Annotated in this window: 29 protein-coding genes; 10 read left to right on the top strand and 19 right to left on the bottom strand. The window is 74.2% G+C overall.

The genetic code is table 11. The annotated features are described in order from the left end of the window. Positions 1 to 17 precede the first annotated feature (17 nt). On the top strand, positions 18 to 887 hold the full coding sequence (locus B5Y66_RS05340; protein WP_079572183.1) for a 1,4-dihydroxy-2-naphthoate polyprenyltransferase: 870 nt from the start codon (positions 18 to 20) through the stop codon (positions 885 to 887). A 7-nt stretch (positions 888 to 894) separates the two neighbouring features. Here the strand turns inward: B5Y66_RS05340 and B5Y66_RS05335 are convergent, their stop codons facing one another. Further along, positions 895 to 1170: a DUF4229 domain-containing protein gene (locus tag B5Y66_RS05335; RefSeq protein WP_245806953.1), complete on the bottom strand. Its 276-nt coding sequence runs from the start codon at positions 1168 to 1170 to the stop codon at positions 895 to 897. Between the two features lie 55 nt (positions 1171 to 1225). Between B5Y66_RS05335 and B5Y66_RS05330 the strand changes: the two genes are divergently transcribed. Continuing rightward, the gene (locus tag B5Y66_RS05330; RefSeq protein ID WP_079572180.1) at positions 1226 to 1576 is read left to right on the top strand and encodes a PLD nuclease N-terminal domain-containing protein; all 351 of its coding nucleotides are present in this window, start codon (positions 1226 to 1228) and stop codon (positions 1574 to 1576) included. 12 nt (positions 1577 to 1588) lie between these two features. On the opposite strand, the gene ccsB is transcribed toward B5Y66_RS05330, so the two are convergent. The 6 genes from ccsB to B5Y66_RS05300 form a co-directional block, all read right to left on the bottom strand. Continuing rightward, a complete protein-coding gene (ccsB, locus tag B5Y66_RS05325) occupies positions 1589 to 2599 on the bottom strand; it encodes a c-type cytochrome biogenesis protein CcsB (protein WP_079572178.1) in 1011 nt (336 codons plus the stop codon). A 2-nt stretch (positions 2600 to 2601) separates the two neighbouring features. Then, positions 2602 to 4386, bottom strand: coding sequence for a cytochrome c biogenesis protein ResB (gene resB, locus B5Y66_RS05320; protein WP_079572175.1), 1785 nt, complete (start codon positions 4384 to 4386; stop codon positions 2602 to 2604). Further along, entirely contained in the window at positions 4386 to 5165 is a 780-nt protein-coding gene (locus B5Y66_RS05315) for a cytochrome c biogenesis CcdA family protein (protein WP_079572171.1), read from the bottom strand. The genes resB and B5Y66_RS05315 overlap by 1 nt, the downstream gene beginning before the upstream one ends. Continuing rightward, the gene (locus B5Y66_RS05310) at positions 5165 to 5800 is read right to left on the bottom strand and encodes a TlpA family protein disulfide reductase (protein ID WP_079572166.1); all 636 of its coding nucleotides are present in this window, start codon (positions 5798 to 5800) and stop codon (positions 5165 to 5167) included. The genes B5Y66_RS05315 and B5Y66_RS05310 overlap by 1 nt, the downstream gene beginning before the upstream one ends. Further along, positions 5800 to 6444, bottom strand: coding sequence for a histidine phosphatase family protein (locus B5Y66_RS05305; protein ID WP_079572163.1), 645 nt, complete (start codon positions 6442 to 6444; stop codon positions 5800 to 5802). The genes B5Y66_RS05310 and B5Y66_RS05305 overlap by 1 nt, the downstream gene beginning before the upstream one ends. Before the next feature lie 61 nt (positions 6445 to 6505). After that, positions 6506 to 7066: a MarR family winged helix-turn-helix transcriptional regulator gene (locus tag B5Y66_RS05300; protein ID WP_079572160.1), complete on the bottom strand. Its 561-nt coding sequence runs from the start codon at positions 7064 to 7066 to the stop codon at positions 6506 to 6508. Between the two features lie 102 nt (positions 7067 to 7168). On the opposite strand from B5Y66_RS05300, the gene B5Y66_RS05295 reads away from it, so the two are divergent. Then, complete coding sequence (locus B5Y66_RS05295; protein ID WP_079572158.1) at positions 7169 to 7717, top strand: YceI family protein; 549 nt, start codon at positions 7169 to 7171, stop codon at positions 7715 to 7717. Between the two features lie 100 nt (positions 7718 to 7817). Here the strand turns inward: B5Y66_RS05295 and B5Y66_RS05290 are convergent, their stop codons facing one another. Continuing rightward, positions 7818 to 8477: a redox-sensing transcriptional repressor Rex gene (locus B5Y66_RS05290; protein ID WP_079572156.1), complete on the bottom strand. Its 660-nt coding sequence runs from the start codon at positions 8475 to 8477 to the stop codon at positions 7818 to 7820. Between the two features lie 18 nt (positions 8478 to 8495). Beyond that, positions 8496 to 8768 (bottom strand): glutaredoxin family protein, encoded by a 273-nt coding sequence (locus tag B5Y66_RS05285; protein WP_245806951.1) that lies wholly within the window; start codon positions 8766 to 8768, stop codon positions 8496 to 8498. Between the two features lie 35 nt (positions 8769 to 8803). On the opposite strand from B5Y66_RS05285, the gene B5Y66_RS05280 reads away from it, so the two are divergent. After that, positions 8804 to 9607: an HAD family hydrolase gene (locus B5Y66_RS05280; protein ID WP_079573219.1), complete on the top strand. Its 804-nt coding sequence runs from the start codon at positions 8804 to 8806 to the stop codon at positions 9605 to 9607. A gap of 91 nt (positions 9608 to 9698) precedes the next feature. Here the strand turns inward: B5Y66_RS05280 and B5Y66_RS05275 are convergent, their stop codons facing one another. Both B5Y66_RS05275 and B5Y66_RS05270 read right to left on the bottom strand, forming a co-directional pair. Next, positions 9699 to 9797 carry a 30S ribosomal protein bS22 gene (locus B5Y66_RS05275; RefSeq protein ID WP_003792170.1) on the bottom strand — a complete coding sequence of 33 codons (99 nt, stop codon included), beginning with the start codon at positions 9795 to 9797 and terminating at the stop codon, positions 9699 to 9701. Positions 9798 to 9949: 152 nt separating this feature from the next. Then, the gene (locus tag B5Y66_RS05270; RefSeq protein ID WP_079572153.1) at positions 9950 to 11125 is read right to left on the bottom strand and encodes an acetoin utilization protein AcuC; all 1176 of its coding nucleotides are present in this window, start codon (positions 11123 to 11125) and stop codon (positions 9950 to 9952) included. Between the two features lie 64 nt (positions 11126 to 11189). On the opposite strand from B5Y66_RS05270, the gene B5Y66_RS05265 reads away from it, so the two are divergent. The 3 genes from B5Y66_RS05265 to B5Y66_RS05255 all read left to right on the top strand — a co-directional run bounded on the left by B5Y66_RS05265 (position 11190) and on the right by B5Y66_RS05255 (position 14742). Next, positions 11190 to 12578, top strand: coding sequence for a TrkH family potassium uptake protein (locus B5Y66_RS05265; RefSeq protein WP_245806950.1), 1389 nt, complete (start codon positions 11190 to 11192; stop codon positions 12576 to 12578). A 36-nt stretch (positions 12579 to 12614) separates the two neighbouring features. Further along, the gene (locus tag B5Y66_RS05260; protein WP_079572150.1) at positions 12615 to 13286 is read left to right on the top strand and encodes a potassium channel family protein; all 672 of its coding nucleotides are present in this window, start codon (positions 12615 to 12617) and stop codon (positions 13284 to 13286) included. Positions 13287 to 13365: 79 nt separating this feature from the next. Then, on the top strand, positions 13366 to 14742 hold the full coding sequence (locus B5Y66_RS05255) for a phytase (protein ID WP_079572148.1): 1377 nt from the start codon (positions 13366 to 13368) through the stop codon (positions 14740 to 14742). Positions 14743 to 14827: 85 nt separating this feature from the next. Here B5Y66_RS05255 and B5Y66_RS05250 read toward each other — a convergent pair whose 3' ends face one another. The 6 genes from B5Y66_RS05250 to B5Y66_RS22670 form a co-directional block, all read right to left on the bottom strand. Beyond that, entirely contained in the window at positions 14828 to 15550 is a 723-nt protein-coding gene (locus B5Y66_RS05250) for an ABC transporter permease (protein WP_079572146.1), read from the bottom strand. Continuing rightward, complete coding sequence (locus B5Y66_RS05245; RefSeq protein ID WP_079572143.1) at positions 15547 to 16326, bottom strand: ABC transporter ATP-binding protein; 780 nt, start codon at positions 16324 to 16326, stop codon at positions 15547 to 15549. Before B5Y66_RS05245 ends, B5Y66_RS05250 begins: the two co-directional genes overlap by 4 nt. After that, the gene (locus B5Y66_RS05240) at positions 16316 to 16999 is read right to left on the bottom strand and encodes a TetR/AcrR family transcriptional regulator (RefSeq protein WP_245806949.1); all 684 of its coding nucleotides are present in this window, start codon (positions 16997 to 16999) and stop codon (positions 16316 to 16318) included. Before B5Y66_RS05240 ends, B5Y66_RS05245 begins: the two co-directional genes overlap by 11 nt. 11 nt (positions 17000 to 17010) lie before the next feature. After that, positions 17011 to 17811: a pyrroline-5-carboxylate reductase gene (gene proC, locus B5Y66_RS05235; protein WP_079573213.1), complete on the bottom strand. Its 801-nt coding sequence runs from the start codon at positions 17809 to 17811 to the stop codon at positions 17011 to 17013. 109 nt (positions 17812 to 17920) lie between these two features. Beyond that, positions 17921 to 18547 carry a hypothetical protein gene (locus B5Y66_RS05230; protein ID WP_139820746.1) on the bottom strand — a complete coding sequence of 209 codons (627 nt, stop codon included), beginning with the start codon at positions 18545 to 18547 and terminating at the stop codon, positions 17921 to 17923. A gap of 124 nt (positions 18548 to 18671) precedes the next feature. Further along, positions 18672 to 19370, bottom strand: a complete 699-nt coding sequence (locus B5Y66_RS22670; protein WP_245806948.1) for a DUF2087 domain-containing protein — start codon at positions 19368 to 19370, stop codon at positions 18672 to 18674. Positions 19371 to 19430: 60 nt separating this feature from the next. Here B5Y66_RS22670 and radA point away from each other — a divergent pair, with 60 nt between their 5' ends. Continuing rightward, a complete protein-coding gene (radA, locus tag B5Y66_RS05220; protein ID WP_079572137.1) occupies positions 19431 to 20876 on the top strand; it encodes a DNA repair protein RadA in 1446 nt (481 codons plus the stop codon). Between the two features lie 9 nt (positions 20877 to 20885). Next, positions 20886 to 21971, top strand: coding sequence for a DNA integrity scanning diadenylate cyclase DisA (gene disA / locus B5Y66_RS05215; protein ID WP_079572135.1), 1086 nt, complete (start codon positions 20886 to 20888; stop codon positions 21969 to 21971). 6 nt (positions 21972 to 21977) lie between these two features. Here disA and B5Y66_RS05210 read toward each other — a convergent pair whose 3' ends face one another. Both B5Y66_RS05210 and B5Y66_RS22165 read right to left on the bottom strand, forming a co-directional pair. Then, on the bottom strand, positions 21978 to 22427 hold the full coding sequence (locus B5Y66_RS05210) for a GNAT family N-acetyltransferase (RefSeq protein ID WP_079572132.1): 450 nt from the start codon (positions 22425 to 22427) through the stop codon (positions 21978 to 21980). A gap of 64 nt (positions 22428 to 22491) precedes the next feature. Next, a complete protein-coding gene (locus tag B5Y66_RS22165; protein ID WP_139820745.1) occupies positions 22492 to 23877 on the bottom strand; it encodes a hypothetical protein in 1386 nt (461 codons plus the stop codon). A gap of 243 nt (positions 23878 to 24120) precedes the next feature. Here B5Y66_RS22165 and B5Y66_RS05195 point away from each other — a divergent pair, with 243 nt between their 5' ends. Continuing rightward, entirely contained in the window at positions 24121 to 25044 is a 924-nt protein-coding gene (locus B5Y66_RS05195) for an HhH-GPD family protein (protein WP_407656369.1), read from the top strand. The last annotated feature ends 33 nt before the right edge of the window (positions 25045 to 25077 follow it).

Here is a 25077-nt window from a genome sequence, read left to right as displayed (position 1 = left end):
CGGATGGACGGAGAACGATGGCCACGACCAGCGAGTGGATCGCCGGAGCACGCCCCCGCACCCTGCCGGCCGCGGCCGCGCCGGTGCTGATCGGCTCCGGGGCGGCGGCGGACGTCGGCGCGTTCGCCTGGCTGCCCGCCGTCCTCGCCCTCGGCGTCGCGCTCGCCCTGCAGGTGGGTGTCAACTACGCGAACGACTACTCCGACGGCGTGCGCGGCACCGACGTGGACCGGGTGGGGCCGCTGCGCCTCACCGCCTCCGCGGCGGCCCGGCCCGGGCAGGTCAAGGGCGCCGCGTTCGCGTCGTTCGGCGTCGCCGGCGTGCTCGGGCTCGCCCTGTGCGCTGTGAGCGGGCACTGGTGGCTGCTGGCCGTGGGTGTGCTGTGCGTGCTGGCCGCCTGGTACTACACGGGCGGCAAGCACCCCTACGGGTACGCGGGGCTGGGCGAGGTCGGGGTGTTCGTGTTCTTCGGGCTCGTCGCGACGCTCGGCACCACGTACACGCAGGCCGACACGCTCACGTGGCCGTCCGTGCTCGGCGCTGTCGGCGTCGGCATGATCGCCTGCGGCCTGCTCATGGTGAACAACGTGCGCGACATCCCGACCGACGTCGTCGCGGGCAAGCGCACCCTCGCCGTCCGGCTGGGCGACTACCGGGCCCGCCGCTGGTACGCCGCCTGCATCCTGCTGCCCGTGGTGCTGGGCATGGTGTGCGCGGCCTGGTCGCCGTGGGCGTTGCTCGTCACGGTGCTGCTGCTGCCTGCCGCGCTGCTCGTGGCGCCGGTGATGGCCGGGGCGCGTGGGCCGCTGCTGGTCAAGGTGCTCGCCGGCACCGGGATGTTCGAGCTCGCGTACGGGGTGCTGCTGGCGCTCGGCCTGGCGCTCTGACGCACGCTCAGCCGGCGGTGGGGTTCTCCCGGTCCACGACGGAGTCCTCGTAGTCGGAGTCGGCGTCGTGCTTGTCGGAGCCGTCCTTGCGCCGCTGCTCCTTCTCCGCCAGCCACCGCGCCGCCGCGTCCCGCGGCCTGCTGAACGCGAGGTACGAGACAGCGAACGCCACGACGGCGGCGACGAGGACGAGGAGCCAGCTGCGCAGGCCGAGCAGGTAACCGGCACCGAGGGCGGCGACGAACAGCAGGATCCGCCAGACGGTGTACATGACGAGGGGCACGCCTCCAGGGTAGGCGCGATTCCTGAGCACTCCGACGCCGAACTAGGCTGGAGGCATGTTCGCGCGTGTGATCCTGCCCCTCCTCGTCGTCGGGCTCGCCCTCTACGCCCTGCTCGACCTGTTCGGATCCGAGGAGGACGAGCGTGGCGGCCTCCCCCGGTGGCTCTGGGCGGTGATCATCGTGCTGCTGCCGATCTTCGGCGCCGTGGCCTGGATCATCGTCAAGCGTTCGGCGCGGCGCGCGTCCGGCGGCGGGCCGGGCCCGTCGTCACGGCCCGGACGGCGCCCCTCCGGCCCGAAGCGCCCTTCCGGCCCCGTGGCCCCCGACGACGACCCGGAGTTCCTCTGGCGCCTGGAGCAGGAGAAGCGCCGCCGCGAGCGCGAGGGCGGCGGCGACACCCCCTGACCGGGCGCGGTGTCAAGCGCCGCCGGTGGTGTCGGTGTTGAGGCCCGAGTACGAGTGCTTGCCGTTGAAGATCAGGTTCACGCCGGTGAAGTTGAACAGCACGCACAGGTAGCCGACGATCACGAACCAGGCGGCACGGCGGCCGTCCCAGCCGCGGGTGGTGCGGGCGTGCAGGTAGGCCGCGTACACGACCCAGATGACGAAGCTCCAGACCTCCTTGGGGTCCCAGCCCCAGTACCGGCCCCAGGCGTGCTCGGCCCAGATGGCGCCGCCGATGATGGTGAAGGTCCACAGCACGAAGCCGACGGCGTTGAGCCGGAAGGACAGCGCCTCCAGCGAGGTGGGCGTCGGCACGCGGTCGAGCCAGCGGAAGCCGGGGCGCTGCAGGTACGGGGAGCCGGAGTCCCGGCTGTCGCGGAACAGCTGCAGCACCGAGGCGACGAACGCCACCGTGAAGATGCCGGTGGCGCTGATCGCGACGCCCACGTGGATCACGAGCCAGTAGTTCTGCAGCGCCGGCTGGACGCCCATCGCGGCCACGTAGAAGACGTTGAGACCGAGCACGAGGAACAGCACGGAGAGGCCGGTGACGAAGGCGCCGAGGAACTTGAAGTCCTTGCGCACGTTCATCCCGAGAAACACGGCGAGGGCCATGAACGACCCCACCAGCGTGAACTCGTACATGTTGGCCCACGGGGTGCGGCCCGCGGCGATCCCGCGCAGCACGATCGCGACCAGGAGCAACGCGGTGCCCAGCCAGGTGGTGGACATCGCGATGCCGGCGGCACGACGACGGGCCGGCCCGTGCCCGGTGTCCCCGGGCGGGGTCGCCGGCAGGGTGCTCGCCGGCGCGAGCGTCGGCCGGGAGCCGGCCCCCACCGCCGCGGGCGTACGCGCCTCGGCGCGGGCGTCGGCCCGCTCCTCGGTGCGGCGGCCCAGGTCGATCGCGAACGCGACGAGCGCGATCGTGAGCGCCGTGGCGGCGCCCCAGACGAGCAGCACGCTCAGCTCGGCGATCTGCATGGTCAGTCCTCCGTGGCGGTTCTCTGATGGTCGTCGACGAGCGTGTCGTCGGCGGTCTTGTCGTGACTCGTGTCGTGACCGGTCCCGTCGGCGAGGCCGGGCACCGCTGCCAGGGCCTTGTCGACCTCGCGCTGCAGGCCGGCGTCGTCGCCGCGCGCGAGCCCGGCGAGCTCGACGCGGGTGACGGGTCGGCCGTCGTCGTCCGTGGTCTCCCATGATCGCACCCAGACGCGGCGGCGCGGCGTGAACAGCGAGACCGCGAGGCCGGCGAGCGCGGTGAGGGAGAAGGTCAGCACCCAGGCGAGCGACGGGTCGTAGCGCAGGTCGAGCGCGACGTAGCGGGGCACGTCCTCGCCGAGGGTGACCGAGCCCAGGCCGTCGGGGAGCTCGACCGTCTCCCCCGGCTTCACGAGCAGCTTGATCGTCTGCCCGTCGTCGTCGACCGAGGGCGTGAGGCTCGCGGTGTCGAGGCGGTAGACGTTCTGCGGCACGCCGTCGTCCAGACCCAGGTCTCCGCGATACACCTCGAGCACCAGCAGCGGGTTCTGCGGCTGGGGGAAGACGGAGCGGGCGGAGCCGTCCGCCTCCACGACGGCCGTGGGCAGGAAGTACCCGACGAGCCCGACCTGCTCCTGGCCGGCCGAGACGTCCGGCACCTTCACGACGCCGCGCGAGGTGTACATGGTGTCCTCGGGCAGGAACGGCACCCGCCCGGAGAAGGCCATCTCGCCCGCGCCGTCCTTGACCGTGATCTCGGGGGCGAAGCCGTTGCCCTGCAGGTAGATCTTGGCGCCGTCGACGGTCAGCGGGGAGTTGACCTTGATCTGGTCGGAGTGCTGCCCGCCATCCGGCTCGCTGACCGTCACGTGCGCGGTGAAGTCGCGTGCCTGGGCGAACGCGACGGTGTCGGAGGCGAACTCGGAGTCGAACGAGTCGAGGGTCATGGAGAACGGCGACAGCGACGAGGGCTGGAACCAGGCGCCCTTGTCGAAGGTGTCGTAGTCCACGACGGCGTTGGCGAAGCCGCGCCCCTCCGTGACGATCGCCTGGCCGCGGTAGTGCAGCAGCTGGCCGAGGGCGACCGAGACGAGCAGGCCCAGCAGCGCGAGGTGGAACACGAGGTTGCCGGTCTCGCGCAGGTAGCCACGCTCGGCGGCCACGGTGCGGGTGGCAGGGCGGCCGAGCCGCGGCTCCTCGGAGCCGACGTCGACCCGGAAGGTGGGCAGGCGGCGCAGCGGGCCGCGCAGGTGGCGGGCCACGGCGGTGGTGACCTCGTCGGGCGAGGCCGTGGTGCGCGCCCCGGCCGTCGCGGGGAACCGGCCGAACCGCACGGGAGTCTTGGGGGGCCGGTTCCGCAGCGCACGGCCGTGCGACATCGTGCGCGGCACGATGCAGCCGACGAGGGACACGAACAGCAGGATGTAGATGGCGGAGAACCAGACCGAGCTGTAGACCTCGAAGAAGCCGAACCGGTCCAGCCACTCCCCCAGCGTCGGGTGGTCGCCGAGGTACGCCAGCACGGCCGCGGCGTCCTGGCCGCGCTGCGGCAGCACCGAGCCGGGAACCGCCGCGACGGCGAGCAGCATCAGGAGCATGAGCGCCACGCGCATGCTCGTGAGCTGGCGCCACGTCCAGCGCAGCGTCCCGCGCCAGCCCAGAGTCGGCAGGTTCGGGCCGCCGGCAGGCTTCGTCGGGCCGCCGTCGGTCGCCGCGGGGGCGTCGCCGGCGCGTCCCTCGGTGAACGCGTCGTGGATGCCCTCGGGGCGGTAGGTCGCCTTGTCGCTCATCACACCACCGTCGCGAATCCGCTGATCCAGCCCTGGAGCTGGCTGGTCCACGCGGACCAGAGGCCCGTGACCAGCGCCAGGCCGACCAGCACCAGCAGGGCGCCGCCCGCGCGCTGGATGCCCAGGCGGTGGCGACGCAGGAAGCCGAGCATGCGCTGCGACGACTGCAGCCCGAGCGCCACCAGCAGGAACGGCACGCCCAGCCCGACGCAGTACGCGATCCCCAGCACGATGCCGCGGCCGGCGGACGCCTGGTCCAGCGACAGCGCCTGCACGGCCGCGAGGGTCGGGCCGATGCACGGCGTCCAGCCGAGCCCGAACACGATGCCGAGCAACGGGGCGCCCCACAGGCCGGCGCGCGGACTGAGGTGCATGCGCCGCTCGCGCTGCAGGAACGGCACGGCCCCGAGGAACGCCAGACCCATGAGGATCACGACGATGCCGAGGACACGCATGATCGTGTCCTCCCACAGGACCAGGTAGGACCCGAGCGCTCCGGCGGCAGCCATCAGCGCCACGAACACCGCGGTGAAGCCGAGCACGAACAGGCCCACGCCGAGGACGACGCGGCGGCGGGCCGGGTCCTGAGGCACTCCCGGGCGGCTCTTCGTGCCGGACCCCGCCGTCGCCGCGGCCATGCCGCTGACGTACCCGACGTAGCCGGGCACCAGGGGCAGCACGCACGGCGACGCGAACGACACCAGGCCGGCGATCAGCGCCACGGGCAGCGCGAGCAGCATCGAGCCGCTCCACACCGTGGTGGCGAAGAAGTCGCCCATCAGGCGCCCTTCGCGGCGCCGTCGTCCGAGCCGCTGTCCGACTCGGCGAGCAGCTCGTCGACGATCGCGTCGAGCGTGGACGCCTCCGCCTGCCCGATGACGCGGGCCGCGACCCGCCCCTCGGCGTCGAGCACGACGGTCGACGGCACGGCCTGCAGCGGGACGACCCCCGACAGCCTGGCCACGACCTGGCCGCTGCGGTCCTCGATCGACGGGTAGGGCACGTCGAAGGTGCGCTCGAACGACGTGGCGGCGCCGGCCTCGTCCTCGGTGTTGATGCCCAGCACCCGCACGCCGTCGGCCTCACGGTCGTTGGCGAGGGCCACCAGGTCGGGGGCCTCGGCGCGGCACGGTGCGCACCCGGCGTACCAGGTGTTCACCACGACGACGTCGCCGAGCCACTCGGCGGTGCTGACCTCGTCGCCCTCGAAGGTGGTGCCCTCGACGGTCACGGCGTCCTCGCGGTCGCCCGCGTCCCACTGCTTCACCGAGCCGTCGCCGGAGACGAAGCCCTGCCCGACGACGTCGCCGGCGCCCGAGTCCTGCGCGCCGCACGCGGCGAGGAGGCCGAGGCTCACGACAGCTCCGACCGTGGCGGAGGCGCGGCGGAGGGCGCGAATGCGAGCGGCGCGCATCACGCCCCCGGCACGGGGTCGGCGCCGGCGAGCAGGTCCGCGGCAGGCTCGGTGTAGTGCAGGCCGACGAAGGCCTCGCCGTCGAACCGCAGCGACGTCATCGACGCCAGGGCGCACTGCCGGCGCCGCGGGTCGTGCGCCAGGGGGCCGCCCTCGTAGGAGCGACGGGTGACCCACACCGGGAGCTGGTGGCTGACGAGCACCACCTCGTGCCCCTCGTACGCACGACGTGCGTCGTCCACGGCGGCCCGCATCCGGGTCACCTGGTCCGCGTACGACTCTCCCCACGACGGGCTCAGCGGGTTCCACAGGTAGCGCCAGTACTTGGGGTTGGCGAGCTGACCCGGGTTCTTGCCGATCGTGGTGCCCTCGAAGTGGTTGCCCGCCTCGATGAGCCGGTGGTCCGTGGCGAGCGTCAGGTCGAAGGCCTCGGCCGTCGGGGTCGCGGTCTCCTGCGCGCGCTGCAGCGGGGAGGCGACGACGGCGACGACGTCGCGGCCCTTGCCGGACAGGTGCTCCGCCACGCGGCGCGCCATCGCCTGACCGCGATCGGACAGCCGGTAGCCGGGGATGCGCCCGTAGAGGACCCCGTCCGGGTTGTGGACCTCGCCGTGCCGCACGAGATGGACGGTGGTGGTGGCCATGGGTCCCAGTGTCCCAGAACTCCGGGGTATCCAGGTCCCGTTCAGCCGAGCGTGACGGCCCTCACTCGGCGGCGGGTCGCGCCCCTGGAGCGGCGGGGTCCGTGGCGAGCTCGACGGCCGGGTCGAGCCCCTTCGCGGTGGCGGCGATCTTCGCCATCGCGCGGCCGAGCACCGCCATCTCCCCGGGTTCGAGGGCGTCGACCAGCAGGCGCCGCACGGCGGTGACGTGGCCGGGGGCGGCGTCGACGAGCGCCGCGTACCCGGCGTCGGTCATGACGCAGTTCACGCCGCGCCGGTCGCCGGGCACCGGGTTGCGGACCACGAGCCCGCGCCGCTCCATCCGGTCGACCGTGTGCGTCAGGCGGCTGCGCGACAGCGCGAGGAACTCCGCGAGCGCCGACATCCGCAGCGTGCGCTCCGGCGCCTCGGAGAGCTGCACCAGCAGGTGGTACTCGCCGAGCGTGACCGGCAGGCCCACGTCGTGGGCGTCACCGAGCGCCTCGAAGAATCGTGACGTCCCTTCGAGGAAGCGCCGCCACGCCCACTGCTGCTCCTCGTCGAGCCAGCGCACCTCCGCGCCGCCACCGTCGTCGTCGCGCTCCCGCGTCCTCGTCGCACCCACGGGAATAGGTTACGAGACCGCCGTGTTCCTCCCCTCGTGACGATAGTTGATCCATCAACTATCTTGGTGAACGTCCGACCGACCCGAACCCGAGGAGACACCATGACCGCGCTGCCCGCAGGCCTGACCACCGGCACCTACGCCATCGACACCGCCCACTCGACCGCCTCGTTCGCCGTGCGTCACGCCGGGATCGCCAAGGTGCGCGGCACGATCGCGATCTCCGCCGGCGAGATCAGCGTGGGCGACGACCTCGAGTCGTCGGCCGTCACCGCGGAGCTCGACGCCGCGTCGGTCAGCACCGGCGACGACAACCGCGACGGCCACCTGAAGAGCGCCGACTTCTGGCACGCGGAGGAGAAGCCGGTCTGGACGTTCGCCTCGAAGGGCATCTCCACCGACGGCGAGGACTACGTCATCCACGGCGCCCTGACGATCAACGGCGTCACCAACGACGTCGCGCTGCCCACCGAGTTCACCGGCACCGCCACCGACCCGTTCGGCAACCCGCGCGCCGGCTTCGAGTCCGAGATCGAGATCTCGCGCAAGGACTACGGCCTGATCTGGAACGCGGCGCTCGAGACCGGCGGCGTCCTCGTGGGCGACAAGGTCAAGATCGCCCTCGACGTCTCGGCCATCAAGCAGGCCTGAGCCCGCACGTCACGGCGGACGGACCCCCGTCGGTCGAAGCCTGTCGAGACCTCGCGCTGGTCTCGACGGGCTCGACCCGCGGGGGTCCGCGCCGTCTCCGCTATCGCGGGGTGCCGTTCGTCGCCGCCCGGGCCGCGGCGTGGAACGCCAGGATCTGCAGCTCGCCGGCCACGTCCACGGAGCGCACGACGACGTCGTCGGGCAGCTGCAGCGCGACGGGCGCGAACGACAGGATCTCCCGCACCCCGCACCCGACGATCCGCTCGGCGATGGCCTGCGCCACCGGGCCCGGCGTCGCGAGCACCACCATCGACACGCCGGTACGCGGCAGCACGTCCTCCAGCGCGTCGACGTGCTCGATCGTCAACCCCGCCGCGGAGCCCCCCACCACCTGCGGGTCCGCGTCCAGCAGCGCCACCACCTGGAAGCCACGGGCCGCGTACCCCGAGTAGTTCGCCAGCGCGTGCCCCAGGTTGCCGATGCCGACGATCGCCAGGCGGTGCTCCGACCCCAGTCCGAGCGCCGACGCGATGTACTGCGCCAGCGACTGCACGTCGTATCCCACCCCGCGCGTCCCGAACGACCCGAGGTAGGACAGGTCCTTGCGCAGCTGCGCCGACCCCACCCCGGAACGCTCCGCCAGCTCCGACGACGACGTCGTCGTCACGCCGGCCTCCGCCAGGTCGCGCAGGGCGCGCAGATAGTAGGGCAGCCGCGCCACCGTCGCGGCCGGCACCGTCGCCTCACCGAGCTCGATCACTCCGTCGTCCTCCCCGGGCTACCGTGCCAGCCGCCGCGCGAGCCGCGCGCCGTCGACCCGCCAGAAGCCCTGCTGCACGCCGTCCACCTCGACGACGGGCACGTAGTCCCCGTACTTGCCCACCAGGTCACCGCCGGGACCGTCGACGTCGATGTCGACCTCCCGCCATGCCTCCCCCGCCGCGCCGCACACGTCCGCGACCACCGCCCGAGCCTCTTCGCACAGGTGGCATCCGACACGCGTGTACAGCAGCACCCGGGGTTCACCTGCGGATCCCTGCAGCCTGCTCACCTGCACAGCGTATCCGCGCCGATACAGTGGGCCGCATGCCGTCGCCCGTCGAGTCGTCCCCGCCGGCGCGCGCCGCAGCCTTCTTCGACGTCGACAACACCATCATCCGCGGTGCCAGCGCCTTCCACCTGGCGCGGGCCCTGTACCAACGCCGGTTCTTCGGCACCCGCGACCTGCTGCGGTTCGCGCTGATCCAGGCGAAGTACCTGCTGTTCGGCGAGTCCCGGTCCCAGATCGAGCTCGTGCGCAGCCGGGCCCTGTCGCTGATCGCGGGCCGCTCCGTGGCGGAGATCACCGCCGTCGGCGAGGACGTGTACGACACCGTGCTCGAGCTGCGGATCTTCCCCGGCACCAAGCGGCTGCTCGACGAGCACCTGGCCGCCGGCGACCAGGTGTGGCTCGTGACCGCCACGCCGGTCGAGATCGGCAGCCTCATCGCACGCCGCCTCGGCGCCACGGGCTGCCTCGGCACGATCGGCGAGCACTCGGGCGGCTTCTACACCGGGCGGCTCGTGGGAGACCTCATGCACGGCGAGGCGAAGGGCGCCGCCGTGCGCGAGCTCGCGGAGCGGGAGGGCATCGACCTGTCCGCGTCGTACGCGTACGGCGACTCGCTCAACGACCTGCCGATGATGCGCACCGTCGGGCACCCGTGCCCCATCAACCCCGACGCCCGCCTGCGCCGGCACGCCAAGGATGTCGGCTGGCCCATCCGCGAGTTCCGCGGGCGCGGGCGGCGCGTGGCCGGGCGGGGCATGAAGACCGCGTCGTGGGCGGGGGCCGCCTGGGTGGCCGGGCTCGTGCTGCGCAGCATCCGCCGCCGCCTCCAGGGCCGCTGAGCGCCCGTCCCCCGGAGACGCGACGAGCCCGGCACCCTCGAGGAAGGTCCGGGCTCGGTGCGTGCCGCCCCGCCGGATGGCGGGGACGACGTCACTTCTTGTTGCGGCGCTGGTGACGCGTCTTGCGAAGCAGCTTGCGGTGCTTCTTCTTCGCCATGCGCTTACGGCGCTTCTTGATGACGGAGCCCATGAGGTCCTCACAATGCTGGTCGGTAGGTGGAGCACGGTTGGTCCCACGAGGCCTGTGTCCAGGCGCAGCCGACCAACGCGAAAAAGTCCGTCCCCCAGGGTACCCGATGCCGGGCGCCCTCCCGACCGGTCCGGTCAGGCTCGGGCCCGGGCTCAGTCCCGGTACGGGTCGAGGCCCCAGGTGGGGAACACGTGGCGCCGGGTGGCGAGGATCGCGCGGTCGACGTCGTCGGCGGGGTCGTAGCCGTCGGTCCACGGGCGCCACGCGACGTCGCCGCTGCCCAGCCGCTCGGCAGGGTCCAGGCCGGAGAGCTCCTCGACCTCCCGCCGCCAGGACTCCGGCAGCTCGATGCCGATGGCCAGCGGGGCGTGTGCGGCCTCCGCCACGAGGCTCGCCCACACCAGCGGCACGACGTCGACCACGGCGTACCCGCCGCCGCCGAGGGCCACCCACCGGCCGTCCGCGAGCTCGTGCGCGAGGTCGTGCACCCACCGTGCCGCCGTCCGCTGCGCGCCCACGCCCACGTTCAGGTCGGTGAGGGGGTCGTTGCCGTGCGCGTCGCAGCCGTGCTGCGACACGATCACCTGGGGGCGGAACTCGCGCACCACGGCCGGCACGACGGCGTCCAGGGCCCGCAGCCAGTGCGCGCCGTCGGTGCGCGGCGGCAGCGCCAGGTTCACCGCGGTGCCCTGCGCGGCCGTGCCGCCCGTGTCGCCGGCACTGCCGCTGCCCGGGAACAACGTGTGCCCGTCCTGGTGCACCGAGACGGTGAGCACGCGCGGGTCGTCCCAGAAGATCGCCTCGACGCCGTCGCCGTGATGGGCGTCCAGGTCGACGTACGCGACCCGCTCCGCCCCGAGGTCGAGCAGGCGCTGCACCGCCGCGGCGGCGTCGTTGTAGATGCAGAACCCGGACGCAGCTCCCCGCTGCGCGTGATGCATGCCGCCCGCGATGTTCACCCCGTGCACCACCCGGCCCGACCAGACCGCCTCCGCGGCGTCCACCGACGCGGCGACCAGCCGGGCGGCGGCCTCGTGCATCGACGGGAACACCGGGTCATCGTCGGTGCCGAGCCCGCGGGCCACGTCGGGCACCCCGGTCGCGGCCGCGCGGCGCACCGCCGCGACGTACGCGGCGTCGTGCACCGTCTCGATCAGCGCGTCGGGCGCGGGCTCGACGTCCGCCACCTCGAGGGTCGGCTCGTCGAGCAGGCCCAGCTCGGCCACCAGCCGCATCGTGAGGTCGAGGCGGGCGGGCGCCATGGGGTGCCCGGGGCCGAAGTCGTAGCGCAGGAGCTCAGGGCTCCACAGCAGCCGGGCGACGCGCATCCCGTCACCGTAGCCGACGGCGTGGCAGGCTGTGCCCAGCGACTGAGGGGCGGAAGGGGGCACGGTGCCGAGGACGTGGGGCGGTCGCGGGCTCTCGCTGCGCGGATGGGCGAACCGGGCGGCACGCGAGTACCCCGCCAGGCTCGCGATGACGGTGTTCGCCGCCGTCATCACCGTCATCTGGCTGCTGCTCCTCACCCCGTGGGCGACGGCGTCGGGCCGCGGCGCGTCCGTCGTCGACGCCCTGTTCACTGCGACGTCGGCCGTCTGCGTCACCGGCCTCGTCGTGCAGGACACCGCCACCTACTGGTCCGAGTTCGGCCACGTGGTCATCCTCGTCGGCATCAAGGTGGGCGGCCTGGGCGTGATGACGCTCGCCTCGCTGCTGGGCCTCGCGGTGTCGCGCAGGCTCGGCCTGACGCAGAAGCTGCTCACGGCCTCGGAGACGAAGACGGAGCGGCTGGGCGAGGTGGGTGCGCTGCTGCGCACGATCATCATCACGGCCACGAGCATCGAGCTGTGCATCTCGTTGCTGCTGTTCCCGCGCTTCCTCGCCCTCGGCGACCAGGCGGGCACCGCGGCGTGGCACGCCCTGTTCTACGGCGTCTCGTCGTTCAACAACGCCGGCTTCGTCCCGACGGAGCACGGCCTGCTCCCGTTCGCCTCCGACTGGTTCGTGCTGGTGCCGATCGCGCTGGGCGTGTTCATCGGCTCGCTCGGCTTCCCCGTCATCCTCAACGTGCTCACCAACCGGCGCCGGCACAAGCACTGGGTCCGGGCCCTGTCGCTGCACACCAAGCTGACGGTGACCACCAGCCTCGCGCTCCTGGTCGGCGGCGCGATCCTCATCGGCGCGATGGAGTGGACCAACCCGGCGACCTTCGGCGGGCAGGGCTTCGCCACCAAGATCCTCTCGTCGATCTTCGCCTCCGTGATGCCCCGCTCGGGCGGGTTCAGCTCCGTGCCCGTGGACGAGATGTCGCAGGAGACCTGGCTGGTCACGGACGCCCTGATGTTCGTGGGCGGCGGCTCGGCGTCCACGGCGGGCGGCATCAAGGTCACGACGTTCGCCGTGATGCTGCTCGCGATCCTCGCCGAGGCGCGCGGCGACGCCGACACCGAGGTGTTCGGCCGGCGCATCCCCCGCGACACGCTGCGGCTGTCCATCGCGGTGGTCTTCATGGGCGCCACCGCCGTGCTCGTGTCGTGCCTGGCGCTGCTGCGCCTCACCGACCTGCGGCTCTCCGAGGCGCTGTTCGAAGTCATCTCCGCCTACGCCACGGTAGGCCTGTCCACAGGGATCACCGCCACCCTGCCGGACGGCGCCAAGTATGTGCTGTGCGCCCTGATGTTCGTGGGCCGCGTCGGCGTCATCTCGCTGCTCGGCGCCCTGGCCCTGCGCGACCGGCGGCGCATCGTACGCTTCCCCGAGGAGCGCCCGATCATCGGGTGACCCGTCCTTGGACGACCTGCCTGAAAGAGGAGAACCGTGGCGGACAAGAAGGCTCCCGCGCGCGACGCGGGCGTGCTCGTGATCGGCCTCGGCCGCTTCGGATCCTCGCTCGCGACGACGCTGGACCGGCTGGGCCAGGACGTGCTCGCCGTCGAGCGCGACGAGAAGCTCGTCGCACAGTGGTCCGGCCGCCTGCCCCTGGTCGAGGCGGACGCGTCGGAGGCGGAGGCGCTCGTCCAGCTGGGCGCCAAGGACTTCGGCGTGGCGGTGGTCGGAGTCGGCACCGAGCTCGAGGCGTCGGTGCTCATCACCGCCAACCTCGTCGACCTCGGCACCCCGCAGATCTGGGCCAAGGCGATCTCGGCGGAGCACGGCCGCATCCTCACGCGCATCGGCGCCCACCACGTCGTCTACCCGGAGGCCGACGCCGGCTCCCGCGTGGCGCACCTCGTGAGCGGCAAGATGCTCGACTACATCGAGGTGGAGGACGGCTTCACCATCGTCAAGATGCGCCCGCCGAAGGAGATGCAGGGCTTCACGCTGGCCCAGTCGGACATCCGCAAGCGGTACGGCGTCACCGTCATCGGCGTGAAGTCGCCCGGCGTGGAGTTCCAGTACGCCACGCCCGAGACCCGTGTGAGCGCCAACGACCTGCTGGTCTGCTCCGGCCACGCCGACCTGCTGGAGCGCTTCTCCGCACGGCCCTGACCCGTGGCGCCGGGCGCGTTCGGCGACCGTTCACGCGGACGCCACCGCCCGGCCAACCACGCCGGGCACGCTCGGGTCCGTGCGATACCCCCGACGCGCCCTGCCGGCGCTGCTCCTGCTGCCCGCTCTCGCCCTCGTGCCCGCCTCCTCGGCGTGGGGCCACGGGCCCGGTCATGACCGCGGTCACGACGTCGCGACCGTGACCACCGACGTCGAGACGCCCGTCCTGTACGACGACGACGAGGGCGGGAACGCGTCCGGCGACGACCCGGCGATCTGGGTGCACCCCGACGACGCCGACGGGTCGCTCGTGCTGGCGACCGCCAAGGAGGGCGGGCTGCGCGTGTACGACACCGCGGGCGACGAGCTGCAGGCGCTGGCCGCGGACCCCGCGCCGCGGGCGGACGGCGTCGCCGGCCGCTACAACAACGTCGACCTCGCCTTCGGGTTGACGGTGGGCGGCGAGACCCTGGACGTCGCCGTCGTCTCCGACCGCTACAACGACCAGCTGCGCCTGTTCGCGATCGACCCGGACGGCGCCGACGCGGACACCCCGCTCACCGAGATCACCGCGCCCGAGCAGCCGTTCCTGTTCCAGCCCGACCGGGCGGGCGTCGGCTCCGAGCAGACCGCCTACGGGCTGGCCGTGTGGCAGGACGGCGCCGACGCGTACGCGGTCGTGACGCAGGAGGGCACGACCCGCGTCGCCACGGCCCGGCTCGTCCCGCGCGCCGACGGCACCGTCGGCTACGCGGACGTGGAGCACCTCGACCTGCCCGCGTCGTTCGACCTGCCGGGCGGCACCACGTGGACGCCGTGCGAGGAGCCGGGCGTCGGCCCGCAGCTCGAGGGGCTGTCCGTGGACCAGCGCACCGGCACGCTGTACGCCGCGCAGGAGGACGTCGGCCTGTGGCGCCTGGCCCTGCCGCTGGGCTCGGGCGAGCCGCGGCTCGTCGACGAGGTCACCGACTTCGGCGTCCAGGACGCCTACGACCCCGAGACCGAGGAGTGCGCCCCCGCAGACGGTTCGTCCCAGGAGGACGCCGTCGCCGCGAACCCGTTCGGCGGCGACCTGCTCACCGCCGACGCTGAGGGCGTGGACGTCTATCACGGCCCCGGCCGGACGGGCTACGTCATCGTGTCCAGCCAGGGCGACGACACGTACGCCGTCTACTCGACGACGGGCCGCAACCGGGCGCTCGGATCCTTCCGCGTGGCGGGGACCGGCGGTGTCGACGACGTGAACGGCTCGGACGGCCTGGCGGTCACCCACCGGCCTGTCGGCGACTTCGAGGCGGGCCTGCTGGTGACGCACGACGAGCCGGAGACCGGCGCGGACGTCGAGGCCGGCCGCGGCGACGCGACCGGGTTCTCGTACGTCGGCTGGGACGACGTCGCGGACGCGCTCGACCTGGTGGTCGGCACCCGCGCCGGGAACGACCCGCGCTTCCGTTGACCCACCGCTCGCATCGAGCGTGCTGACTTGTTCCTCAAATCCACGGTTTGAGGAACAAGTCAGCACGCTCGATGCGTCGGGACGGTCAGGCGGTGCGGCGGCGCAGGGTGAAGATGCCGAGGGCGACGGCGCCGACGATGAACAGCACGATCGCCCCGACGGCGCCCTGGACGTCGACCCACTCGCCGCCCGCGGCGAGCGTCTGCATGGCCTCGACGGCATAGGTGAGCGGAAAGACGCGCGAGAGCCACTCGAGGACCTCCGGCATCTGGTCGCGGGGCATGAGCAGGCCGCAGGTGATGAGCTGCGGGAAGATCACCGCGGGCATCATCTGCACGGCCTGGAACTCCGTGCGCGCGAGGGCCGAGGCGGCGAGGCCGAGGCAGCAGCCGAGGACGGCGTCGAGCATGCCCACGACGACCACCAGCCACAGCGGGCCGAGCACGTCCATCCCGACGGCGAGCGCGAAACCCACCACCACGAGGGACTGCAGCAGCGCGAGGGCCGCGAAAGCGAGCGCGTAGCCCGCCACGAAGTCGCCCTTGCGCAGCGGTGTCGTCATGAGCCGCTCGAGGGTGCCGGACTGGCGCTCGCGCAGGGTCGCGACACTCGTCACCAGGAACATCACGATGAGCGGGAAGAGCCCCACGAGCATGGGGCCGAACTGGTCGAGCACAGGCGTGCCGTCGAACATCCACGCGATGAGGCCGAGCAGCAGGCACGGCAGCACGAGGATGAGCGCGACGGTACGGCGGTCGAACCGGAGCTGGGCGATGACGCGGCCCGCGGTCGTGGTGGTGAGCGTCATCGGGACCCCTCCCCGGCCGCCGGGCCCGACGTCGAGCCGGACGTGGCGGCCTGCTGGTCGATGAGGGCGAGGAAGGCGCGCTCGGCGTCGGGCGCGCCGGTGGTGGTGAGCAGCTCGGCCGGGGTGGTGTCGGCGACGAGCGCCCCGTCGCGCAGCAGCAGCAGCCGGTCGCACTGGGTGGCCTCGTCCATGACGTGGCTGGAGACCAGCAGGGTGCGCCCCTCGGCGGCGAGCCGACGGAACATCGCCCACAGGTCGCGGCGCAGCACGGGGTCGAGGCCGACGGTGGGCTCGTCGAGCACGAGGAGCTCGGGGTCGCCGACGAGCGCGGCGGCGAGCGAGACGCGCGAGCGCTCCCCGCCGGACAGGGTGCCCACCCGCTGCTTCGCGTGCCCGCCCAGGTCGACCGCGGTGACCGCGCGCCGCACGGCCGCCTCTGCCCCGGCGTGCGGCAGGCCGGCGAGCTGGGCGAAGTAGCGCAGGTTCTGCACCACCGTCAGGTCCGTGTACACGGACGCGGCCTGTGTCACATAGCCCACGCGCCGACGCAGGCCGGGTGCGCCCGCGGGCTCGCCGAGCACGGTCACCTCGCCCGTGACACGAGCCTGGACGCCGACGACGGCGCGCAGCAGCGTCGTCTTGCCCGAGCCCGACGGCCCGAGCAGGCCCACCACCTGGCCGGCCGGCACCGCGACGTCCAGCCCGTCGATGATCGTCCGGCCGCCGCGCTCGACCCGGAGCCCGGCGACGCGCACCGCTTCACCACTATTCCCCATGTGGGGAATTCTGCTCCTCCCGGGCGCCGGGCGCAATGCCCGCGGGCAGGTCGCCCGTGAGGTAGCGCTGCACCGTCGGGCCCACGAGCGCCGCCACCCGCGCGGGCGGCTGCGACGCGAGCGGCTCGATCGGCACCAGGTAGCGCGTCATGAGCACGCCCGCCATCTGCGACGCGACCAACGCGGTGCGCAGGTGCGCGTCCTCGACGTCGAGCCGGCGCACGATCGGGCCGAGCAGCTCGGCGCCCAGGAACTGCGGCAGCAGCGCGCGCAGCCCGGGGTCCGCCATCACGGCGGGGATCACGAGCCGCACCGTCTCGCCGTAGTCCGTGTCCCAAACGTCGACGACCGCCCGCACGAGCCGCTCCCCCAGGCTCTCCACCGGGCCCTCGGCCGCGGCGCGCACGATCGCCGCCGGGTCGACGTCGACCAGGCCGAGCGAGGCGGTGAACAGGTGCGTCTTGTCCCCGAACCAGTGCCGTACCGTGCCCGGGTCCACCCCCGCGCGCCGCGCGACCGAGCGGACGGACGCCGCCTCGTACCCGCGCTCGCGGAACTCCTCCCGGGCGCCGGCGAGCACCAGCTCGCGGGTGTCCTGCCCCGCCGGCCGGCGCCCCCGGCGCGCCGTGCCCACCGGGCCGTCGGCCCGGTCGTCCACCCGACCGCCCGTCACGACCCGCTCCGTCAGCCGTGCTCGGCGGCGAGCTCGCGGGACCGGTCGCGCGCCGCCTCGAGCGCGTCGAGGAACGCGGCGCGCACGCCGCCGTCGTCGAGCTTGCGCAGCGCGGCGACGGTGGTGCCGCCGGGCGAGGAGACCTTTTCGCGCAGCAGCACGGGGTGCTCGCCCGTCTCGTCGAGAAGCTTCGCCGAGCCGAGCACGGTCTCCACCGCGAGGCGCCGCGCGACGTCGCGCGTGAGGCCCAGCAGCACGCCGGCCTCCGCCATCGCGTCGACCACGTAGAACACGTACGCCGGGCCCGAGCCGGCGAGGGCGCCGAACGCGTCGATGTCCTTCTCCGCGACCCGGAACACGTGCCCCGAGCCCGACAGCACCTTCTCGACCAGCGCGACGTCGTCCTCCCGCGCCGCGGAGCCGCCGACGAGTGCGGTGACCCCCGCGCCCACCAGCGCCGGGGTGTTCGGCATCGCACGGACGACGGGAGTGCCCGCGGGGAGGCGCTGCTCGAAGAACGACAGCGGCAGGCCGGCGGCCACGCTCACGACGACGGCGCCCGGCTCCAGCGTGTCCGCCACGCGGTCGAGCATCGCGCCCACGTCCTTGGGCTTCACCCCGATGACGACGACGTGCGCGCCGTCGACGGCCGCGACGTTGTCCGTCGTCGCGCGGACCCCGAACCGTTCGGTGAGGTGGGCGCCGCGCTCCGGGCGCCGGGAGGTGGCCACCACGTCCTCGGGCGCGACACCGGCGGCCAGCGCCCCCGCCAGCACCGCCTCGCCCATGTTCCCCGTCCCGAGGAACGCCATCTTCACGCCGCCCACCTGGTTGTTCGTCGGGGCGCCGCCATGCTCGTCAGTCTGCTCGCTCACGGGCACCACGGTACGTCGCGCGGGGTGCCGCGGCCGCCGGCCGGCCCTACAGCGGGTAGGCCGAGTAGAAGTCCTCGACGAGGTCCGCCGGACCCGTGGCCTGCAGCACGGCGGTGCCGTTGCGCCACGTCACGACGGCGGTGCCGGCGGTGGAGCCCGGCGTCACGACGTACGCGCCCGTCGCCTCGCCCTCCACCGCGACCTCGCCCTCGTCGGTCGGCTCGCCCGCCGCCTTCGCCAAGGCCTCGTACGCACCGGTCGCAGCGTCGTCGTCCTCCCACTGACCGGCGAGGACGACGACGGACGCCGCGCCCTCGCCGGCGCCGTCCGCGTAGGTGAGCTGCCATGCCTCGACGGCGTCGGCGTCGTCCTCCCACGTCGGGTACGCCGCGACCTCACGCAGCGCGAGCGCGAGGACCGCGTCCGGCTGCGCCTTGACGAACGCCGTCTGGTCCTCCGGCCGCCCGCTCGGCGCGATCGTCGGCGTCGGCACCGGCGCCGTCACCGTGGCTTGCGGCTCCGGCTCGTCGCGCGCGAACCCCGGCCACGCGAACGCCGTCAGCAGCACGATCAGCAGCACCAGCGCGCCCGCGGCGGACGCCACCACGAGGCGGCGACGCCGGAACACCTCCGGCGACGGGCGGCCGTTCCCACCCGTACGTGCCTGGCTCACGATGTCCTCCTGCGGGGTCGGCGGCGGTGCAGGGGCAGCCTAGGGCGCGGCGGGTCGGATCGATCACGACCGCGGGCCGCGTGTCGATCGGCCGTCCGCCGACCGGGCAGGGCCGGCCGGCGGCTCAGCGCAGCAGCAGCTCGACGCCGGGGTGGTCGGCGAAGACTTCCAGGACCAGCTCGGCGTAGGTCTTGCCGCGACCCGCCTCGAGGTCGGCGAGCCGTCCCCGGAACAGCGTGGTGTCGAACCGCGGGTCCGCGACCTTCGCGCGGTAGTACTCGCACGTCGCCGCGAAACCGAGGGCAGCGCGGGCCAGGGCGTAGCCGTGCCAGACGACGGTGAGCCGGTCTGCGCCGCGCGCGGCGCCGAAGCCGCCGTGCAGCAGGTCGTCCAGTGCGTCGAGGCTCGGCCCGAGCCGCCAGGCCTCGCCTGCCATGAACACCCGGTTCAGCTCGTCGTAGAACGCGGCGATCGAGTCGACCCTGCTGCCGTCGAGATGGAGCGTGCGATGCCCCGCGTCCGCGCCACCCTCTGGCCCGACGTCGTCGTACTCGGTGAGCTCCGTGCGCCAGTACTCGGCGCCGTCGCGCGTGCGGCGCACGATCCCGAGGTCGACGAGCGCCCGGCGGACGCCGACCGGGTCGTCCGCGAGGTCTCCCAGCCGCCGCGTGACCTCCCGCTCCCCCACGGGCTCGAGCAGGTCGGGCAGCGCTGCGTGCGCGAGCCAGCGCGCCACCGCCCTGCGGTGCTCCCGTCGCCGGGGCATCGTCTCCAGGCGTCCGCCGTGCAGGAACCGGCTCACGTCCGGGGGCTCGGGGACCATGCCGCCCATCATCGCGCGAGCGACGGCCCCTGTCGGTGCCGCCCCCTAGCGTCTGACGACGTGAGCACCACGACGTCGTCCCGCACCCGCGCCAAGCAGTCGCGCCCCGGCTACCGCTGCACCGAGTGCGGCTGGACCACCTCGAAGTGGGTGGGGCGGTGCGGCGAGTGCCAGGAGTGGGGCACGGTCACCGACGAGGGCCCCGCGTCGGCCGGCCCACGCACGGTCGCGACCAGCCCCGGGCGTGCTCCGGCGCGCCCGATCTCCGAGATCGACGTCGCCTCGGCGCAAGCGGCACCGACGCAGGTGCCGGAGCTGGACCGCGTGCTCGGCGGCGGCCTCGTGCCCGGCGCCGTCGTGCTGCTGGCGGGGGAGCCCGGCGTCGGCAAGTCGACGCTGCTGCTCGACGTCGCGGCCGCCTACGCGCGCGGCGCGGACGGTCGCGACGCCCGCACGGTGCTCTACGTGACGGGCGAGGAGTCCGCCGGGCAGGTGCGCCTGCGCGCCGAGCGCGTGGGCGCGCTCGCCCCGACCCTGCTGCTCGCGGCCGAGACCGACCTCGGCACCGTGCTCGGTCACATCGAGGCCAACGAACCCGACCTGCTGGTCGTGGACTCGGTGCAGACCATCGCGTCCGCGGAGGTGGACGGCGCCCCCGGGGGCGTGAGCCAGGTGCGCGAGGTGGCCGCCGCGCTCATCGCCGTGGCCAAGTCCCGGCAGGTGCCCGTGCTGCTGGTCGGGCACGTCACCAAGGACGGCACGGTCGCCGGCCCGCGCACCCTCGAGCACCTGGTGGACGTCGTGTGCCAGTTCGAGGGCGACCGGCACTCGCGCCTGCGCATGGTCCGGGCGGTCAAGAACAGGTACGGCCCGACGGACGAGGTGGGCTGCTTCGAGCTGTCAGAGGCGGGCATCGTCGGCCTCAGCGACCCGAGCGGCCTCTTCCTCTCCCACCTCGGCGCGGGCGTGCCCGGCACCTGCGTGACGGTCACCCTCGAGGGGCGCCGCCCGCTCGCGCTCGAGCTCCAGTCGCTGGTCGCGCCGTCCCCGCTGGCCAACCCGCGGCGCACCACCAGCGGCGTCGAGTCGTCGCGGCTCGCGATGATCCTCGCCGTCCTGCACCGGCACGCCGGCCTGCGCCTCGCCGACCAGGACGTGTACGTCTCCACCATCGGTGGCGCGCGCGTCACCGAGCCCGCCGCCGACCTGGCCACGTCCCTCGCGATCGTCTCGGCGAGGACGGGCGAGCCGCTGCCCACCGGCACCGTCGCGCTCGGCGAGGTCGGCCTCGCCGGCGACATCCGGCCCGTCACCGGCCTCGACCGCCGCGTCGGCGAGGCCGCCCGCCTCGGCTTCGTGCGCGCCGTGGTGCCCGCCGGGTCGTCCGTCAAGGCGCCCGCGGGGATGCAGCTCCTGGAGGCCCGGCACCTCGCCGAGGCCGTCGAGCTCGCCGGAGTCGGTGTCCGATCGGCGGATCGCCGGGGCGAGCGGCCGCCCGCGTCGTAGGATTCCCCCGTGGCTCCCTCTTCCGTGCACTCCGATGCCCTGCTCCGGGAGACGCTTGCCGCGGTCGCCCCCGGCACCGAGCTGCGCGACGGCCTGGAGCGCATCCTGCGCGGCCGCACCGGCGCACTCATCGTGCTCGGCCTCGACAAGACGGTGGAGCAGATGTGCTCCGGCGGGTTCGAGCTGGACGTCCAGTTCTCCGCCACCCGGCTGCGGGAGCTGTCGAAGATGGACGGCGCGTGCGTGCTCGACCACGACGCCACCCGCATCCGCCGCGCCGCCGTGCAGCTGCTGCCCGACCCGTCGATCGAGACCAGCGAGTCCGGCACCCGCCACCGCACCGCCGAGCGCGTCGCCAAGCAGTCCGGCCTGCCCGTGATCTCGGTCAGCCAGTCCATGCGGATCATCGCCATCTACGTCGGGTCGCACCGGCACGTGCTCGAGGACCCGGACACGATCCTCGGGCGCGCGAACCAGGCCCTCGCCACCCTCGAGCGCTACCGCTCCCGCCTCGACGAGGTGTCCGGCACCCTGTCCGCGCTGGAGATCGAGGACCTCGTCACCGTGCGCGACGTGTGCTCCGTCGTCCAGCGCCTCGAGATGGTGCGCCGGATCTCCGAGGAGATCGACGGGTACGTCGTCGAGCTCGGGGCCGACGGCCGCCTCCTCGCCCTGCAGCTCGACGAGCTCATCGGCGGTATCGGCGCCGACCGCGACTTCGTGGTGCGCGACTACGTCGAGCTCGAGCGCAGCGGCCGCTCCCTCGCCGGCGTGCAGGCCGACCTGGCCGCCCTCGACTCCGCGCAGCTCCTGGACCTCGGCCACATCGGGCGCGTGCTGGAGCTGCCGGGCGGCGGCGTCGCCCTCGACGCCGCCGTGGCACCCCACGGCTACCGGCTGCTGTCCAAGGTGCCGCGCCTGCCCGCCGCCATCATCGAGCGGCTGGTCGGGCACTTCGGCGGGCTGCAGAAGCTCCTGGCCGCGAGCGTCGACGACCTCATGGCCGTCGACGGCGTCGGCGAGCAGCGCGCCCGCGCCGTGCGCGAGGGCCTGTCCCGCCTGGCCGAGTCCAGCATCCTGGAACGCTACGTCTGACCGGGGTCACCCCCGCAGCGCCAGGCTCCACGCGACCTCTCCGTCCAGCTGACCGGTGCGGCGGAACAGCCGCACCTGCTGCGCGTCCGGCAGCGCCGCGGCCAGCGCGCCGGTCGTCGAGCGGGCGAAGCCCAGCCGCTCCCAGAACGGTCCGGACCGCCGCGAGAACAGCCACGCCGTGCTCGCCCCGGCGTCTCTGGCGCGGTCGACGGCGAACGTCGCGGCCGCGAGACCGGCGCCGCGGCCGCGCAGGTCGGGACGCACCGCGGTGCTGCGGATCAGGGCGTGCCGGCCGTCCGCGCTGAGCTCGATGCCCGCGCTCGCAGCGATCCCCGCGCCGTCGCGCCGCGCCCACAGGCGCACGGCCGGCGCGTCGAGTCCCGCCACCGTGAGGTCGGCACCGCACAAGAAGTCGGTCAGGTCGGGGATCTCGCGGGAGCGCACCGGTTCGAGCACCTCGGCACGGTACGCGCGCCCGCCAGGGCGCGGCGGTGGCGTCCGCGGACGCCGCGCCCCGGGGTCAGCGCGTCGCGGACTTCTCGTCCGCGGTGGCCCTGCCCTCGGCGGCCCGGTCCGCGGCAGCCTCCTCGCCGCCGCCGCCGGTCGCGTCGTCGGCCCTGCCCCCGTCGCCCTTCTGGCCGTCGTCCTTCTCGTCGTCGGAGGTCGCGCCGTCCTTCGCAGCGCCGCCCTTCGCGTCCGCCTCGTCGCCCGACGTCGCCCCTTCGGTGCTCGTGTCGGCGCTGGGCGTGGGGCGCGGCTTCGCCTTGGCCGCCACGGTGAAGGTCACGGGTTCGCTCGACGCCCCCGGGACGTCCTCCAGCGCCGCGGTGGCCCGGTAGGTGCCCGCCTCGACGACGGGGGCCTCCTTCGCGCAGCCCTGGACCGACGTCCAGTGCACCTCGCCGGCGTTCACGCCCTCGGGACCGAGGAGCAGCATGGTCGAGCCGTCGGAGCACTCCGCGGACGACCAGACCTCCTCCTTGCCGGACTCGTCGGTGATCGTCACAGCGCGGCTGGCGGCGGCGCCGTCGAACAGGCACGGCACGCGCCCCACGTTCGCGACGCGCACCATGAACGACATCGGGGACCCGGCCGTGACGGTCGTGGCGCTCGGCGACAGCCGCACCTCCACGTCCTGCGAGCGGCACGTCGTGGCGGGACCGCCGACGTCCAGCGGCTCGGGCGCCGCCACCTTGTCCGCCGGGAGGCTCTCCGGGCCGGTGAGCAGGTTTCGCGCACCGTCGACCGCCTGCCCGAGGCCGTACCCGCCGACCACGCCCACGGCGCACAGCAGCACCACGACCAGCATCGAGACGATCAGCGAGCGGCGGCCACGCCGCCGTGGTGCGGTCCGGGGGCGGGCCGGACGGCCGCTCGTCGTCGTCCGGCGGACCGACGCCGAGCGCGCACCCCCGCGCGAGGCACCCGGGGCCACCAGCTGCGACGCGCTGACCACGCGACGGTCGCCCCGGCGCGCGCCCTGCGCGCGGGACGACGAGCCGGACCCCGACTGGCGCGGCGACGTCGACCGCGTGCTCGACGACCGCGTGCTCGACGACCGCGTGCTCGACGACCGCGTGCCCGACCCGCTGCCGCGCGTGGCGCCGCCCCGAGAGGCGCCCTGCGCGGAGGACGTCGCGCCTCCGCGGCCGGCGCTCTTCGGGGTGCTCTTCGGGGTGCTCTTCGGGGTGCTCTTCGGGGTGCTCTTCGCCGTGCCCTTCGCCCCGCTCTTGGGCGCGCCCTTCGCGGTGTTCTTCGACGTGCCCCTCGCGGGTCCCGAGGAGGTCCCGCGCGGCGTGCCGCCCGTGCGCCCGGTGGCGCCGGAACCGTTCCGACCGGCACCGGAGCGCGCGCCGGAACCGCGCGAGGTGCCGGCACCTCGACGCCCGTCTTCCGCACGTGCCACGGGCCACCCCTCCGTCTCGATCCGTGCCGCGGCGCCACCGTACGACGCGCGCGGGCCCGCTCCGCGGAGCCGCGCCGCCGTCGCGCGCCACCCGCCCGAGTTGTCGGACCCACCGCGGGGTACGGCCGCCAGTGGGCCCGACAGCTTGCCCCGCCCAGGACCTGTCCGAGCGACCTGTCAGACCCGGGGCGCGGCACGCCTCTCGCCCTGGGTCTGACGAGTCGTGGGCGAGAATGGGCGACCGTGCCGCACCTCGACCCCGCAACGCAGCTCCCGGACCCGCCGTCGCGCCAGGCCGCGCTGGTCGCGCGCACCGTCGCGTGGTTCGACGACGCCGCGCGCGACCTGCCGTGGCGGCGCGCCGACCGCACGCCGTGGGGCGTGCTCGTCAGCGAGGTGATGCTGCAGCAGACGCCGGTGGTGCGGGTCGAGCCGGTGTGGCGGGCCTGGATGGAACGCTGGCCCGCTCCCGCCCACCTCGCCGCCGCCCCCACGGCCGACGTGCTGCGCGCGTGGGACCGGCTCGGCTACCCGCGCCGGGCGCTGCGGCTGGCGGACTGCGCCCGCGCGATCGTCGAGCGGCACGACGGCGCCGTCCCCGACGACGAGGACGCGTTGCGCGCCCTGCCCGGGATCGGCGAGTACACCGCGGCCGCCGTGCGCGCGTTCGCCTTCGGGCGGCGCTCCGTCGTCGTCGACACCAACGTGCGCCGCGTGCTGGCCCGCACGCTGGGCGGCACGGCGCTCGGCGCACCCTCCCCCACGGCCGCGGAGCGCGCGGTCGCCGCCGGAGTCGTGCCCGACGACGAGGCGACCGCGGCGCGCTGGGCGGCGGCGTCGATGGAGCTGGGCGCCGTCGTGTGCACCGCCCGCGCGCCGCGCTGCGGGGCCTGCCCGGTCGCCGACCTGTGCGCCTGGCGCGCCGCCGGCCACCCGCCGGACGAGCACGCGCACCGCCGCCGCGCCCAGGCGTGGCACGGCACCGACCGCCAGGTGCGCGGCCGCGTCATGGCCGCGCTGCGGGCCGCCGTCGACCCCGTGCCGGGCGCCCTGCTCGCCGACTCCGGCCCGGACCAGGCGCAGGTCGACCGCTGCCTCGCCGGACTCGTCGAGGACGGCCTCGTCGAGCAGGACGACGCCGGCCGGTACCACCTACCCGTCGGCTGAGCCCGTCGAGACCGGCGGACGGGTGTCGACCGG

Source organism: Krasilnikoviella flava, from assembly GCF_900167525.1.
In the GTDB taxonomy this organism is placed as follows: domain Bacteria; phylum Actinomycetota; class Actinomycetes; order Actinomycetales; family Cellulomonadaceae; genus Isoptericola; species Isoptericola flavus.
The sequence above is the reverse complement of the archived record's forward strand: the minus strand, read 5'-3'. Positions and strand labels throughout refer to the sequence as shown.